We start from the raw sequence: 14,012 nt of genomic DNA on the forward strand, positions 1-14,012 counted from the left end.
GTGCTTGTTGGTCATTTATTTATAATGACTTATGAGTTTTACATGTTGTGATGGAAGTGAATAAAAGGTGTTCATATTGACCAGATCAGCATGTAATAATTGCCATATCCAAGGAAGTACCAAAATTTTATGAAACTTCAAATGATAGCGTGTGCAGTTGCAATTGCGACTGGTGGTTTATTTTTCTCTCATACCATAAATGAGGCATTTGCAGCGACTGAGACACCTGTTGTTTCAACAGTCATCAAGCCATCTCAGGAACAGGCCTTGGTTGCACGTCAGTTAGCGACCTTGGTTGATCGTCAGCATTATTTAAATATGCGTCTGGATGCAACGACTTCAAACCGTATTTTGAATATGTATCTGGATAGTCTTGATCCAGATCATTCATTATTTTTAAGCGGTGAAGTGGAAGACTATCAAAAGAAATATGGTGCTACGTTTGGCAGCTCCTTAAAAGCGGGTAACTTGACTGGACCGTTTGCGATCCATGCTCAATACCGTGATCGTTTAAAACAATTCTATGAGTTTATGTTGGCTGAATTGAAGAAGCCGCAAAACCTCAATCAAAAAGATGTCTATCTTGATACGGATCGTGAAAAGGCAGCATATTTCAAAACTACGGCTGAGCAACAAGCGCATTGGCAAAAAATGCTGGTTTCACAGCTCATTAATTTAACTATTAGCAAAGAAGAAGAGCAGGCGAAACAAAAAGCGTTAAAAGCAGATCCATCGCTTGCTAATGGTCAGGATTTAACTGGACCCGAAGATTTAACACCAGTTCAAACTTTGACGAAACGTTATACCCGTCAGTTAGAACGTATTGGACGTGTGAAAAGCGATGATGTGTTGGAAAAGACGCTGAATGCCATGCTGGCCACCTACGATCCGCACAGTAATTACTATCCGCCGATTGATGCGATGGAGTTAAACCGTCAAACGACTTTGCAGTTAGAAGGGATTGGGGTGTCGATTCGTCCTGAACGTGGCAATGAAGACTACACCAAGATTGAAACTATTGTTGAAGGTGGCCCGGCAAGTAAATCGGGGCAGGTGAAATCAGGTGATCGCATCATTGGGGTGGCTCAAGACGGCGAGAAAATGGTTGATGTGATTGGCTGGCCAAGTTCGGAAATCGTGGGACTGATTCGAGGTAAACGGGGTACCAAAGTTGTGGTACGGTTATTGGGTGCTGGTGCATCGATGAGCCAAGCACGTAATGTGACCTTAACCCGTGACATTATCCAAGAAGAAGATGCTGGTGTTCGTTCCCGTACCGTTGAAATTACCCGTGACGGTAAAAAACATCTGTTTGGTGTACTGGAAATTCCATCCTTCTATTTTGACTATCGTTCACGTCGTGCTGGGACCGAATATCGCTCTGTATCGGAAGATACAGCCAAAGCATTAGAGTCGCTGAAAGCACAAAAAGTAGAAGGGATCTTGGTCGACTTGCGTAATGACCCAGGTGGCTCACTGGAAGAGGTGGCACGTATGCTTGGTCAGGTGATCAAGTCTGGTCCTGTGGTGCAGATCCGTGATGGTAATGGTAATGTCAATGTCTTTGAAGATACCGATGGCGGTGAACAGCTTTATGCTGGCCCAATGGCGGTACTGGTCAACTTGGCTTCTGCTTCTGCAAGTGAGATTTACTCTGCCGCGATTCAGGATTATGAGCGTGGTATTATCATTGGTAGTACCACTACAGGTAAGGGCACCGCACAGGTTCAGCTAGATTCACTGGCTTATGGTCAGGCGACGTTAACACAGCGTAAGTTTTATCGTATTACTGGCGGCAGTACACAAAACAAAGGTGTGATTCCAGACATCAAATTGGTGGATATTTACAATGAGGAGTTTGGTGAGCGTAAAGCGAAAAATGCCTTGAAGTGGGATACCATTCCAACAGCACCCTTTAAGCGCGAAGGCTCTGTACAACCTTATATTGCTAAATTGACAGAGTCTTCTCAACAACGTGTTGCAGCAGATTCTCAGTTTAAATATTTAGAAGCACGAACCGCAATTGCCAAGAAAACTTCGGATCAAAAGAAGGTATCTCTAGATATTGGTCAGCGTCGTGCTGAGTTAATTGATCTTGAAAAGCAAACCTTGAATGCGGAAAACCAGCGCCGTAGCGCAACAGGTTTAGCACCTTATGCAAACTGGGAAAGTTATCAAGCTTCTATTGATGCTTTGGTTGAGTCACGTGCCAAAATGAAAGCACACTTGCGTCCACCATTGCCGGAAGAAGAAACCTTCATTACTGAAGCTGCAAACGTCCTTTTAGATTATTCTAAGTTGCAGTCTCGTTAAGACTCATCACGTCCAAGCCATAAAAAAGCCCTGCATCTGACAGGGCTTTTTTATGGCTTGGACTCGGCAATTTAATTGACTCGGATCCAGATTTGACTTCGTCCTAATACAGAGACACCAACATAACCGCGTAAATGTAAACGCTGTCCATTAGAACTCAACTTGGCAGTCAGGCTATAAACACGAGCTCCATTGGGATCAAGGATCTTTCCACCGGTATAGGTCAGGTCATTTTTATGCTTGAGTTGAGTGATGACATTTAAGCCTAAAATTGGTTTGTTGGTATAAGGTGCGGGGCAACCTGTGCAAAATTCTTTGGGTGTATAACCTGTACGTGGGGTAATTTTAATGATTTTACCGGTATAAGAACCATCAGCTTCTTTTACGATTTCAACCTGTCCTTTGGGGGCACCTGTCACATCATCAACACTTTGCCAAATCCCGACAATATCTTGGGCAAAAGCAAAATGACTGAAGATCAATAGAAAGAAAAAAGAAATCAGTTTTTGGGACAAGTTCATGTTTAAGCCTCCTTGCTGCCATGGTTGTACCTTATTATTTCTGATTTCTAATCGGAGATTCAATCATTATTTTACAGTTGTAAATTATTCATCATTGATGTTTCAATCAATTTTTTGAGCGGAAAATAAAAAAAGCTTCTTCATTGCAATGCAAGATGAAGAAGCTTTTTTGACTAGCGCCGAAATCTGTATGATCAGTGCAATGTGCGTATCGTAGCGCTAAATTTTATTCAACTTACTCGGCACGAATCCAGATTTGATTACGACCTAAAGCAGAAACGCCTAAATAGCCACGCAAATGCAAGCGTTTGCCATTGGCACTAAGTTTGGCTTTCATACTATAAATTTTGCCTGTATTTGGATCTAAAATACGACCACCCGTATAGTTTAAGCCTTCGCTATATTTTAAGCCTGTGACCACATCTAAACCGATGATTGGTTTATTGGTATAAGGTGCAGGACAATCCACACAGGTTTCTTTCGGTGTATAGCCTGTACGCGGCGTAATTTTGACTACTTTGCCTGCATAGGTGCCATTCGCTTCTTTGCGAATTTCAACCAGTGCCTTCGGCGCCCCCGTTTTGTCATCAATACTTTGCCAGAGCCCCGTAATATCCTCTGCAAAAGTAAAACTGCTCACCGCAGATAAAAATAACGCACCTAATAATTGTTTGCTCATCATTAAAAATCCTTTTAACGTTTAAGCTTACATTATGGAGGATATCTGACAACTAGTTCAATCTTTATGTGATATTTGTGGCAAATTTTAAGATAAAGAGAGAATGAATGTAGGGAGCCAAATGGCTGTAAATACACCATTTACTGCCATGCCAAAGGCTGCATAACGTCCTGTAACCGGGCCACGTTGCCATGCTTGCGCCGTACCGATCGCATGTGCAGCCAAACCTAAGGCTAGACCAGAAGCGCGTTCATCATGAATATGTTTTAAGATCCATGGCGAGAATGCAGCACCAATCACTCCCGATAGAATCACAATCAGGGTGACCATCATTAAAGGAGCATGCAGGAGCGTTGCGATGTTCAATGCAATGGGTGTGGTCACGGCACGGGTGGCAAAAGCCATAATGGTTGGTTCAGACATATGCAGCAAATAGGCTAAACTCATTGGTAAGGCAACTGCACTGATGCTGGCAAAACCAAGGATACCAATCATTGATTTGAGCGGTAAATCGTCATAACGCATGGCAGCCAATGGAATGGCCAAAGCAACCGTGACATAGCCAAGCAGGTGACTAAAAACATTGTTCACATTATCCATATACTGTTGATATGGAATACCAAAAATGGCTAAGAATGCGATGACAATAAACATGCCAAACACAATTAGCGGAATCTGTGGAAATTTCTGATTCAGTGGTTTAGCAATCAGATAACTAATGAGGGTAATAATGAAGCCATAGATAACCATTGACATAGATCAGCTCCTTATAACCAGCGTTTCGCCATTTTGGCATAGACCCATAATGGCAATAATGTACTAAAGGTTAAGATAAATAAGAATGCAGGAATTTCTTTGCCCATATGTACCAGCATAATTAATGAGCCTGCACAAATCGGCAAAAAGGCGAAGCCGCTTTCTTTCAGGATTTTATTATTGGTGTCTGTCAGGCGATTGGAAATTTTTCTAAACCGCCTCCAGATCAGTAATGTGATTAATAAACTAATGAGACCAACCAGATTGCCCAGTTCTGGGTGACCAAAAACTTTTGTGATCGCAACAGCCCCTTCACGATAGACAATGATTAAGAGAATTGTGCCAAACCAAGCTGTCCAGTCTATATTTTTCATTTTTTTACTCTTGTCTATCCAGATGATGGCTGACCACAATTAAGGTATTGGGTGATCAATCTCAAATTCTTCCAAAGGTCGTTGGAATAGGGAAGCTTTTTTCCCAAGAATTTCGTCTAATGGTAAATGTGCTTGTTTAATGAGTTGCTCCAATTTGTGTGGCGCGATACAGACAGATAAATGTAGATCACCTTGATCATCATAATGCTCAGATTGAATCACATTCAAGCCGTAGAGTTGGGTCCGTAATTTACCGTAAGCCGCTTTGAGTACCAGATCAAATTGTTGTAGCTGCCCCATTAAGCATTGTTGCACTGCTTCGCTGAGTTGTTCAAGTCCTTGCCCTGAATGTGCTGAGACATAGACGCGATCAGGCAGACCCGGCGCTTTATAAATGATTTTGGCTTCATCGCCACTTAGGTCAATTTTATTGTAGACCTGCAAAACAGGCGCATCAGCACCGATCTCCTTGAGTACTGATTCTACGGCTTCGATTTGTTCAGGCATATTCGGGCTGCTACTATCAATCACATGTAAGAGCAGTGTTGCCTCTAGCGTTTCTTCTAATGTGGCTTTGAAAGATTCCACCAGATCATGTTGTAAATTGCGGACAAATCCAACGGTATCAGCCAATACAACCGTACCGACACCATCCCAGTCTAAACGACGTAAGGTTGGGTCAAGGGTGGCAAACAGTTGATCCGCAGCGTAGACATCACTTTTGGCGAGAATATTAAACAGAGTGGATTTTCCAGCATTGGTATAACCCACTAAAGAGATAGTTGGAATGGCGGCTTTTTGACGTGCGGCACGACCTTGTAAGCGGGTTTGCTGAACTTTGGTCAGTTTATCTTTGAGTTGGGTAATACGGACACGGATTAAGCGTCGATCCGTCTCCAGTTGCGACTCACCCGGGCCACGGAGACCGATGCCGCCTTTTTGCTGTTCTAAATTGCCTGTAAAACCACGAATCAAACGGGTAGAGAGGTGTTTTAGCTGAGCCAGCTCTACCTGTAATTTACCTTCATGGGTACGTGCACGTAAGGCGAAAATATCAAGAATCAAACCAGTGCGGTCAATCACACGGCACTTAAGAATACGTTCCAAATTGCGTTCTTGCGCAGGCGAGAGTGAATGGTCAAAAATTACCAACTCTGCCTCATGGCTTTTCACTAATTCTGCAATTTCATCAACTTTGCCAGAACCAATAAAAAATTTCGGGTCAGGCTTATTGCGTTGCACAATGAGATGTTCAAGGATTTCAGCGCCAGCAGATTGAGCGAGCAATCGGAACTCTTCAGCATCCAGATCATCGAGCAGGTGAACCGATACACTGACTAAAATTGCTCGTTCACCACTTTGACGCTGCTCAAAATTTTCCACGCTGTTCTGAAATCCTTATTTTTAAAGTCTTATTCTAGAATAAACCTCAAGCAAAGGGCAAAGACTTCGTGGATTTATATGATATTACGACGTAATAGCTCAATGAATCCAACCAATGTACCCATGTATAAAATTGACCATCCCAGAAACATTCTTAAAGCATAGCTATAAGGAATGGTGGTTTGTGGTTCTGATGTTGTACTTTGCTGATTCATCACATCACCTTATGATCAGTAAATTCGATTTATTTATAATATTTGATCTGATAAATCTTTTAAAATTGGAAAAATTTATGCTCACATTCGTTTTTTGTTATGGCTGAAACTTCTATAAGGTAATATCGGCATGATATAACAAGGTTAATTCAATGCACACGTGCATCTAGGCGTACGGTTTTAAGAATTTATGACTCAACAAGCAACAGCAGTAAATCACACATCTTTAAGTTTGTTTTCGAAATTTAGTTTGTACAGTAAAAAATTAGCTGCAGGTCTCGAAACCATTGGTGAGGGTTTTTATCTTATTTACCGACATGGCTTATATAAAGACCCGAATAATCCTGTAAATACCCGTTATGTACAGTATTTCTGCCGTCGATTATGTGAAGTGTTCAATATTGAAGTACAAGTGCACGGTACCATTCCGCGTGAACCGGCACTATGGGTCAGTAATCACGTTTCTTGGCTGGATGTTGCAGTGTTGGGTTCTGGGGCACGTATCTTTTTCTTGGCCAAAGCCGAAGTGGAAAAATGGCCGATCGTTGGTAATTTAGCAAAGGGTGGCGGGACTTTATTTATTAAGCGGGGTTCTGGAGATTCGGTTCGAATCCGTGAACAAATTGCTGAGTTCTTAAAGCAAGATATTCCAGTCCTGTTTTTTCCTGAAGCCACAACGACCGATGGCAGTAAAGTTAAAAAAGTACATGGACGTTTATTAGGTGCTGCTATTGAAGCGCAACGACCGGTGCAGATTTGTGTGATCTGCTATGTGAACCAACAGGGGCAACTGGATTTGGTTGCGCCATTTATTGGTGAAATGAGTTTTGCAGAACATGTACAGCGTGTTTTGGAAATGCCCAAAGTCACTGCCCATTTGCTCACTTTACCTGCGATTCCTGTAGCAGGTCATACGGTAGAAACGTTGACCAAAGAAGTAGATCGCCAAATGAGAGCGGGTTTGGAGCGCTTGCAGAGAAAGGTACTTGCCGTGTTACCAGAAGAAGCCTTGGAAACTACATAAAGCCTTCGATCGGCAGCCATGAAATCATTTTCATACCTGCTCTTTGCCACCATTTCATTTTCGGTTCTTTGGTATAAATCAGAGGGCCGTGTGGTGTTTCTCGCTGCCAAGTGATTTTGTTATTGGCATCCAAAACTAAACGATAAGCATAGGTTTTCAGGTTTTGATCCATGGTGGCATGCACTGCTTGTGCCAAGGGGGGGCTATTCAGTAATACACCAATTTCAGTATTCAAGTAGGCTGAGCGCGGATCAAAGTTAAATGAGCCAATAAACACCTGTTTTTCATCCAGTGCCATTAATTTTGCATGTAAACTTGAACGGCTTAAACCTTTAATATTGACCTTGGCTTTTTTGGCTAGCTCCTCGGTGTGTTTGTCTAAATCACTTTTATCGAGCGCGGGCAAAAACTCATAGAGTTGTACACCATTTTCAAGTAATTCCTGTCGATATTTACCATAGAAAGCATGCACTACAGCAACGTCATTGGCTTTAAATGAATTTGTCAGGATTCTGACTTTAATTCCATCTTGTGCCAAATCACTTAAAATTTTGGCTCCTTTTTTTTCCGGAACAAAATAGGCAGAAATTAAATCAATATTTTTTTCGGGCTGTTCGAGATGATTGATCAACTGAAAGTTGAGATGTTCTTCTTTTTTGGCTTTTGATTTAATTTTGTCGGGGGAGTCTTTGACGACTTCAGCTTTGACCCAGTCGAGTGAAATATCACGATTCATTAAGGCATTAATGGCGACCGACTGGCTGGTTAAATCTAAATAGTTTTGAACCGTAATGCGTTTATAGTGTTCATCAAGTTGTTGTTTAAGACTGTCATAGCTTAAACGATGAGAACTCTGTTTGACGACTTCCCGAACATCATAGGCATATTCATGATTCCAATAATCATCAAATGATTTGGAGATGTCTTCTACAGCTGTACCAAACAACATCACATCCACATCAGAAAATTGATAATTATCACTGACGTTGTAATATTGATTGGTCATGTTGCGGCCACCGATCAAAGCAACCTGATGATCAGCAATAAAACTCTTATTATGCATGCGACGATTGATACGTTTTAAGTCCAGTACCATATCCAGTGCACGATATTTACGAAAACGATAGGGGTTAAATAGCTTAACTTCTATATTGGGATGTTGTGCCAGTGCAAGAAAAATGCCTTCTGTATGTTTGGCATTATTATCATCAATCAAGAGGCGAACCCGAACGCCTCGATCTGCGGCACGAATCAAGGCATGTAAAGCCAAGGCACCCACTTTATCGTTATCCCAAATATAATATTGTAAATCAAGGGTTTTTTCTGCCTTATCAATCAAGCGAAGTCGTGCTGAAAGGGCTTCCAGAGGTTCATATAAAACATGGTAGCCTGTTAGGTCAGGATGTTGTTCTTGTAACGGCTGAATGACCTGTGCGAGTGACGTCCGAGAGGTATCAATCTGGGAAGAGGTTTGAATGATCGGTTCAATTTTATGCTTGGGTAAGGTGCTACAACCTGTAACGGTCAGCGCAATTGAGCAATAAATCACAATCATACTTTTATTGTAAGCACTTGTACTTATCTTTGTATGTTTGTTATTTAAATGAGAAAATTGCGTCATAATCGTCACTGATTAAAAGTTGGGCTTGAGTATACCACTTCATCGAAAAAGATAAATATAAGATGAGATGGATGTCCTAAAGTGAAGTTAATGAGGGCTTTAATGTCGAATTCGGATACTATTATTCTTGGTTTTTATCTTATTTTCGCTGTTCTGGCGCTTTGGGCTTTGATTCAGGCCTGGGTACATCAATCACGAACAGAAACCATTCATCCATTTAAAGCTTTTATACATTTATTGGCATTTTATCTGTCTTATTTATTGATTCCACTGTGGTTTTTTAGTGTTTATGCGGGATGGATTCAATATTACAGCTTGCATCAGGCTGGATTCATCTTTTTACTCAGCAGTATCTTGATCTATGCGCGTTTTATCGAGCCGCATCAAATTCATGTAAAACATCATCAATATCGACTGAATTCAGAGCGTGAGTTTAGCCATCCAATCAAAGTTGCTTTGGTTGCCGATATGCATGTCGGATTATTTTCTGGGCATGAACGTCAACTGAAAAGTATGGTTAAGAAGTTGAATCAAGCACAACCGGATTTGGTCGTAGTCGCAGGAGATTGGACTTATGAACCTGAAAATCGGCTGGTGCAGGAATTAGCAGTTTTAAAGCAAATTCAGGCTCCCGTCTACTCAGTCCCAGGTAATCACGATGAACAATATCCGGGTCCGCCTATTCAAGATTTACTAAGAAAAGCTTTAGAACTAAATAATGTTATTGATATTGAAGGAAAGATTGTCGAATTTGATGAGTTTCGCCTGATCGGGATTGGAGATTTGTGGGCAGGGAAGGCCAATATGCGTTTTATGCCCGATTTACCTCAAGATAAACCTTGGCTGATTTTGTCGCACAATCCGGATACTGTAGATATGGTTCCAGAGCTGCCAACGCGACCACTCATGTTATCTGGTCATACGCATGGGGGGCAAATCGAATTGCCATGGATTACCAGTTATATCATGAAACGTGTCTCTATTTTGGGTCATAAAAAGGGTTTTTATACACATGAGCATGCAGAAGTTTTTGTGACCGTTGGCACGGGAATGGTTGGTGTGCCGTTTCGGTTTCGGGTTCCACCAACGATTGATATTATTGAACTGATTTAAATAAAAAAGCCGACTGCATTGCGTCGGCTTTTTTATGCTTTGGAGCAGTAATTGTTAAGGAATAATAATGACATTCACACGACGGTTGCTGGCACGATTTTCATCAGAGGTATTTGGTACAAAAGGCTGACTCGCACCACGACCGACTACGGTTAAGTTATTTGGCTTGAACCCTTGTGTTACAAAGATTGTTGAAACACTCTGAGCGCGTTCTTCTGAGAGTTTCTGGTTATATTCAGGATTTCCGATATCATCGGTATGGCCTACAATTTTTAATTTTTGTAAGTCATACTTGTTTAGCTGGTTTGCTAAACGGACTATTTCCTTTTGGTGTTCTGGCTTGATTTCTGCTTTATTAAAGTCAAACAGCAAACGTTCTGGTAGACCTAAGGTCCAGCCCTCATCTGTTAAAACAAAGCCTTCTTTCTTGAGCATTTTGACCTGACGATACTTTAACGGACCAAAACTCAAGCAGCCAGCCAATGTTAGGCAGAGTAACGCAATAAATGAAATTTTAATGGTGTGAGCGCGCATAACATGTCCTAAATTTCTGGTTTATAAAGAAACCAATGTGGGTTTAAATTTTTAGCTCTATACATAGCTTGATCGGCCTGCATAATCAAATCTTCTGGATTCTCTGCAAACTGAGAAAAAGCAACCCCTAAGCTAAAACTGAAATGAATCATTTGACCATTAAACTCTAAAGGCTCTCCACAACTTGCAAGAACGCCTTCAGCAATTGTTATTAAATGATCGGTATGGTGAATTGAATGTAAGATGATGGCAAATTCATCACCCCCTAAACGAGCAATAAAATCTTCATGGCGGACTGAAAGCCTTAAGCGTGCTGCCATTTCCTTTAAAACAGCATCTCCAGCTAAATGTCCAAACTCATCATTGATGAATTTAAACTTGTTATTGTCGATAAAGAGTAAAGCAGAGTTATGACGATACTGTGGGTTTTCAAAGATATTAAATAGCTCTTGGTAAAAATAATGGCGATTTGGCAAACTGGTGAGTTGGTCGTGATGCGCCTGAAATGAGAGTTGGCGATTTTCTTTTTGCAGATGTGTGTGCCAGATCTGGATTTCTTCTAACAGTTCATTGAATACCGTATTTAAGTTCTGGAATTCGTGAATGTGGTTATTCGGGAAGCGTAAATTATAAGCTTTTTGATCGCTGACCAGTTGTGCAATATGCGTTAATGGTTTGATCGCTTGCATAATTTGGCGGTACGTAATGTTCACAGACCAAAGCAGGGCGATCACAATGAAAAACATTGAAATGGCGAGACCGATAATAATGGTCTTTAAAAAGTGCAGAATATTTTCAGAACTACCATACAGCACCAACTCGCCTACTTTTTTCTTATGATGCACAATCATGAGCTTAACAGGATCATGAAGAAACCAACGATCCATTAAATCTTGCATGACTGAGGTATGAGCAACTTTCTTGGTACTTTCAGCTAACAACTGTTGTTGTGGATCATAGACATGAATACTGCGAATGGCATGTTCACTGGTATAGTCATCAAGAATTTGGTCAATGGCACCTTTATCCCTAAACACTACAGCAGGCTGAACACGTTCCAGAACGGTTTGGCTCAATAACTGTAAATTTTGCTTTGCATAAGTTTCCATGGTGAACATGGAGATAGTGGCGAAAGTAAAAGAACAGATCACGAAGGTAATTGCAAAGATTGCAAATTGTGATTTACGGAATAAAGCGTGCAAGGAGGTTGATTGGTATAAGTTCGGAATCACAGTGCTTACCCCGCATTCTTTGCTAAAAGTAAAACACGAGGATCGATATGCACTTTGGAATAGCTTAAAGCCTCCAAATTCACCTTAAAGGTAGAAAAGGTCTTCTTATTATATAAGCAGAAAATACTCCCCACTTCGCACGCCGGATTATTGGTACTTAAAGAAAGCAATGATCGAGAAGGGTAGGCCTGAATCAAATTTTGCTGTTGTTGTGGAGAGGTGGTAGTGAAATAGGCAACATGACACTCCGTTTTTGGAAAGTCTTTCGCACTAACAGCTTGTACTTGATATTCATAAGCCAACTGACGGATATTGGATTGAAACTGATTTGCAGCATCCTGATTGTCAATCACACAAATTGTTGGACGATTGGTATTGGACCATTTGCTATAACTTAAGATAGATAAAGCCAACTCATAGAAATTATGTGTTGAGATGGCATAGCAAAGCGGGCTCGCAGCAAAGGATGCAGCAAGCAATAAATATCGAGCCTTTTTACTAGCAAACCGTATTTTCAATCAAAAGTGCCAAAAAATGTGAAGCAAGAGACATATTCTACTGGACTTAATTGTTTAAAAAAAGTTCTTGAACACAAAGAAAAAGCATTAAAAGTAACTGATACGTTCAAAAAATACCCACTCGAATAAAAAAGATAAGAAAGGGGGTTGTATTGGGTTGTGAATGCTGTAGAATGCACATCCATCGGCGGTGATGCAGATAAAAACTTGTTGAGAAACAAGGATTTGGCTTAAAGTGGTTGAATTCTTGGGTTGATTGATAAGTTTGATAAATATCTAAATTACCTGTTGACTTTTAAGAAATTGAGAGTAATATAGCCGACCTAGCTTGATGATGACGAATCATCGAGAAGATCATTAAGAGAATAGAAGAACAACTTGTGTGGATTTTTACTAGTTGATCAATCGAAAATATTTCATTGATTGAAGAGTAGAAATTTCTCGAAGTTTATTTGAGCGAATTTTTAGTCAGAAAATTGATGAGCCAAGATTTGTAGCCATAAGCTACTAATGATTTTAAACTGAAGAGTTTGATCATGGCTCAGATTGAACGCTGGCGGCAGGCTTAACACATGCAAGTCGAGCGGGGAAGGGTAGCTTGCTACCTAACCTAGCGGCGGACGGGTGAGTAATGCTTAGGAATCTGCCATTTAGTGGGGGACAACATTCCGAAAGGAATGCTAATACCGCATACGTCCTACGGGAGAAAGCAGGGGATCTTCGGACCTTGCGCTAAATGATGAGCCTAAGTCGGATTAGCTAGTTGGTGGGGTAAAGGCCTACCAAGGCGACGATCTGTAGCGGGTCTGAGAGGATGATCCGCCACACTGGGACTGAGACACGGCCCAGACTCCTACGGGAGGCAGCAGTGGGGAATATTGGACAATGGGCGGAAGCCTGATCCAGCCATGCCGCGTGTGTGAAGAAGGCCTTATGGTTGTAAAGCACTTTAAGCGAGGAGGAGGCTACTTAGATTAATACTCTAGGATAGTGGACGTTACTCGCAGAATAAGCACCGGCTAACTCTGTGCCAGCAGCCGCGGTAATACAGAGGGTGCGAGCGTTAATCGGATTTACTGGGCGTAAAGCGTGCGTAGGCGGCTGATTAAGTCGGATGTGAAATCCCTGAGCTTAACTTAGGAATTGCATTCGATACTGGTCAGCTAGAGTATGGGAGAGGATGGTAGAATTCCAGGTGTAGCGGTGAAATGCGTAGAGATCTGGAGGAATACCGATGGCGAAGGCAGCCATCTGGCCTAATACTGACGCTGAGGTACGAAAGCATGGGGAGCAAACAGGATTAGATACCCTGGTAGTCCATGCCGTAAACGATGTCTACTAGCCGTTGGGGCCTTTGAGGCTTTAGTGGCGCAGCTAACGCGATAAGTAGACCGCCTGGGGAGTACGGTCGCAAGACTAAAACTCAAATGAATTGACGGGGGCCCGCACAAGCGGTGGAGCATGTGGTTTAATTCGATGCAACGCGAAGAACCTTACCTGGTCTTGACATAGTAAGAACTTTCCAGAGATGGATTGGTGCCTTCGGGAACTTACATACAGGTGCTGCATGGCTGTCGTCAGCTCGTGTCGTGAGATGTTGGGTTAAGTCCCGCAACGAGCGCAACCCTTTTCCTTATTTGCCAGCGGGTTAAGCCGGGAACTTTAAGGATACTGCCAGTGACAAACTGGAGGAAGGCGGGGACGACGTCAAGTCATCATGGCCCTTACG

13 protein-coding genes and 1 rRNA gene are annotated in these 14,012 nt (G+C 41.7%); 4 read left to right on the forward strand and 10 right to left on the reverse strand.

Features of this window, described 5'->3' with window-relative positions; genetic code table 11:
• The first annotated feature begins 129 nt into the window (after nt 1-129).
• Nucleotides 130-2,313, forward strand: coding sequence for a carboxy terminal-processing peptidase (locus F907_RS13355; RefSeq protein ID WP_005276239.1), 2,184 nt, complete (start codon nt 130-132; stop codon nt 2,311-2,313).
• Nucleotides 2,314-2,384: 71 nt separating this feature from the next.
• Here the strand turns inward: F907_RS13355 and F907_RS13350 are convergent, their stop codons facing one another.
• The 6 genes from F907_RS13350 to F907_RS19015 all read right to left on the reverse strand — a co-directional run bounded on the left by F907_RS13350 (nt 2,385) and on the right by F907_RS19015 (nt 6,241).
• Nucleotides 2,385-2,834 carry a DUF2147 domain-containing protein gene (locus tag F907_RS13350; RefSeq protein ID WP_016651564.1) on the reverse strand — a complete coding sequence of 150 codons (450 nt, stop codon included), beginning with the start codon at nt 2,832-2,834 and terminating at the stop codon, nt 2,385-2,387.
• 235 nt (nt 2,835-3,069) lie between these two features.
• Nucleotides 3,070-3,513, reverse strand: a complete 444-nt coding sequence (locus F907_RS13345; protein ID WP_016651565.1) for a DUF2147 domain-containing protein — start codon at nt 3,511-3,513, stop codon at nt 3,070-3,072.
• Between the two features lie 87 nt (nt 3,514-3,600).
• Nucleotides 3,601-4,269, reverse strand: coding sequence for an LrgB family protein (locus tag F907_RS13340; RefSeq protein ID WP_005276248.1), 669 nt, complete (start codon nt 4,267-4,269; stop codon nt 3,601-3,603).
• A gap of 11 nt (nt 4,270-4,280) precedes the next feature.
• Entirely contained in the window at nt 4,281-4,643 is a 363-nt protein-coding gene (locus tag F907_RS13335) for a hypothetical protein (RefSeq protein WP_016651566.1), read from the reverse strand.
• Nucleotides 4,644-4,682: 39 nt separating this feature from the next.
• Nucleotides 4,683-6,026: a ribosome rescue GTPase HflX gene (hflX, locus tag F907_RS13330; protein ID WP_016651567.1), complete on the reverse strand. Its 1,344-nt coding sequence runs from the start codon at nt 6,024-6,026 to the stop codon at nt 4,683-4,685.
• A gap of 74 nt (nt 6,027-6,100) precedes the next feature.
• Nucleotides 6,101-6,241, reverse strand: a complete 141-nt coding sequence (locus tag F907_RS19015) for a hypothetical protein (RefSeq protein ID WP_016651568.1) — start codon at nt 6,239-6,241, stop codon at nt 6,101-6,103.
• A 190-nt stretch (nt 6,242-6,431) separates the two neighbouring features.
• On the opposite strand from F907_RS19015, the gene F907_RS13325 reads away from it, so the two are divergent.
• Nucleotides 6,432-7,265, forward strand: a complete 834-nt coding sequence (locus tag F907_RS13325; RefSeq protein ID WP_016651569.1) for a lysophospholipid acyltransferase family protein — start codon at nt 6,432-6,434, stop codon at nt 7,263-7,265.
• Here the strand turns inward: F907_RS13325 and F907_RS13320 are convergent.
• A complete protein-coding gene (locus F907_RS13320) occupies nt 7,258-8,820 on the reverse strand; it encodes a phospholipase D family protein (RefSeq protein ID WP_373279048.1) in 1,563 nt (520 codons plus the stop codon). The two genes, F907_RS13325 and F907_RS13320, sit on opposite strands and share 8 nt — an antisense overlap.
• Nucleotides 8,821-8,988: 168 nt before the next feature.
• On the opposite strand from F907_RS13320, the gene F907_RS13315 reads away from it, so the two are divergent.
• Nucleotides 8,989-9,999, forward strand: a complete 1,011-nt coding sequence (locus tag F907_RS13315; RefSeq protein WP_016651571.1) for a metallophosphoesterase — start codon at nt 8,989-8,991, stop codon at nt 9,997-9,999.
• A gap of 54 nt (nt 10,000-10,053) precedes the next feature.
• On the opposite strand, the gene F907_RS13310 is transcribed toward F907_RS13315, so the two are convergent.
• The 3 genes from F907_RS13310 to F907_RS13300 are packed head-to-tail and all read right to left on the reverse strand — an operon-like array spanning nt 10,054 to nt 12,244.
• Nucleotides 10,054-10,533, reverse strand: coding sequence for an outer membrane lipoprotein YfiB (locus tag F907_RS13310; protein WP_005276266.1), 480 nt, complete (start codon nt 10,531-10,533; stop codon nt 10,054-10,056).
• Nucleotides 10,534-10,541: 8 nt separating this feature from the next.
• On the reverse strand, nt 10,542-11,765 hold the full coding sequence (locus tag F907_RS13305) for a diguanylate cyclase DgcN/YfiN (protein WP_005276269.1): 1,224 nt from the start codon (nt 11,763-11,765) through the stop codon (nt 10,542-10,544).
• Nucleotides 11,766-11,770: 5 nt separating this feature from the next.
• Nucleotides 11,771-12,244, reverse strand: a complete 474-nt coding sequence (locus F907_RS13300) for a regulatory sequestration protein YfiR (RefSeq protein WP_005238710.1) — start codon at nt 12,242-12,244, stop codon at nt 11,771-11,773.
• Nucleotides 12,245-12,801: 557 nt separating this feature from the next.
• Here F907_RS13300 and F907_RS13295 point away from each other — a divergent pair.
• Nucleotides 12,802-14,012: ribosomal RNA gene (locus tag F907_RS13295) — 16S ribosomal RNA — on the forward strand; the annotation flags it as partial.

Origin of the sequence: Acinetobacter colistiniresistens, assembly GCF_000413935.1 — a bacterium.
Taxonomy (GTDB): domain Bacteria; phylum Pseudomonadota; class Gammaproteobacteria; order Pseudomonadales; family Moraxellaceae; genus Acinetobacter; species Acinetobacter colistiniresistens.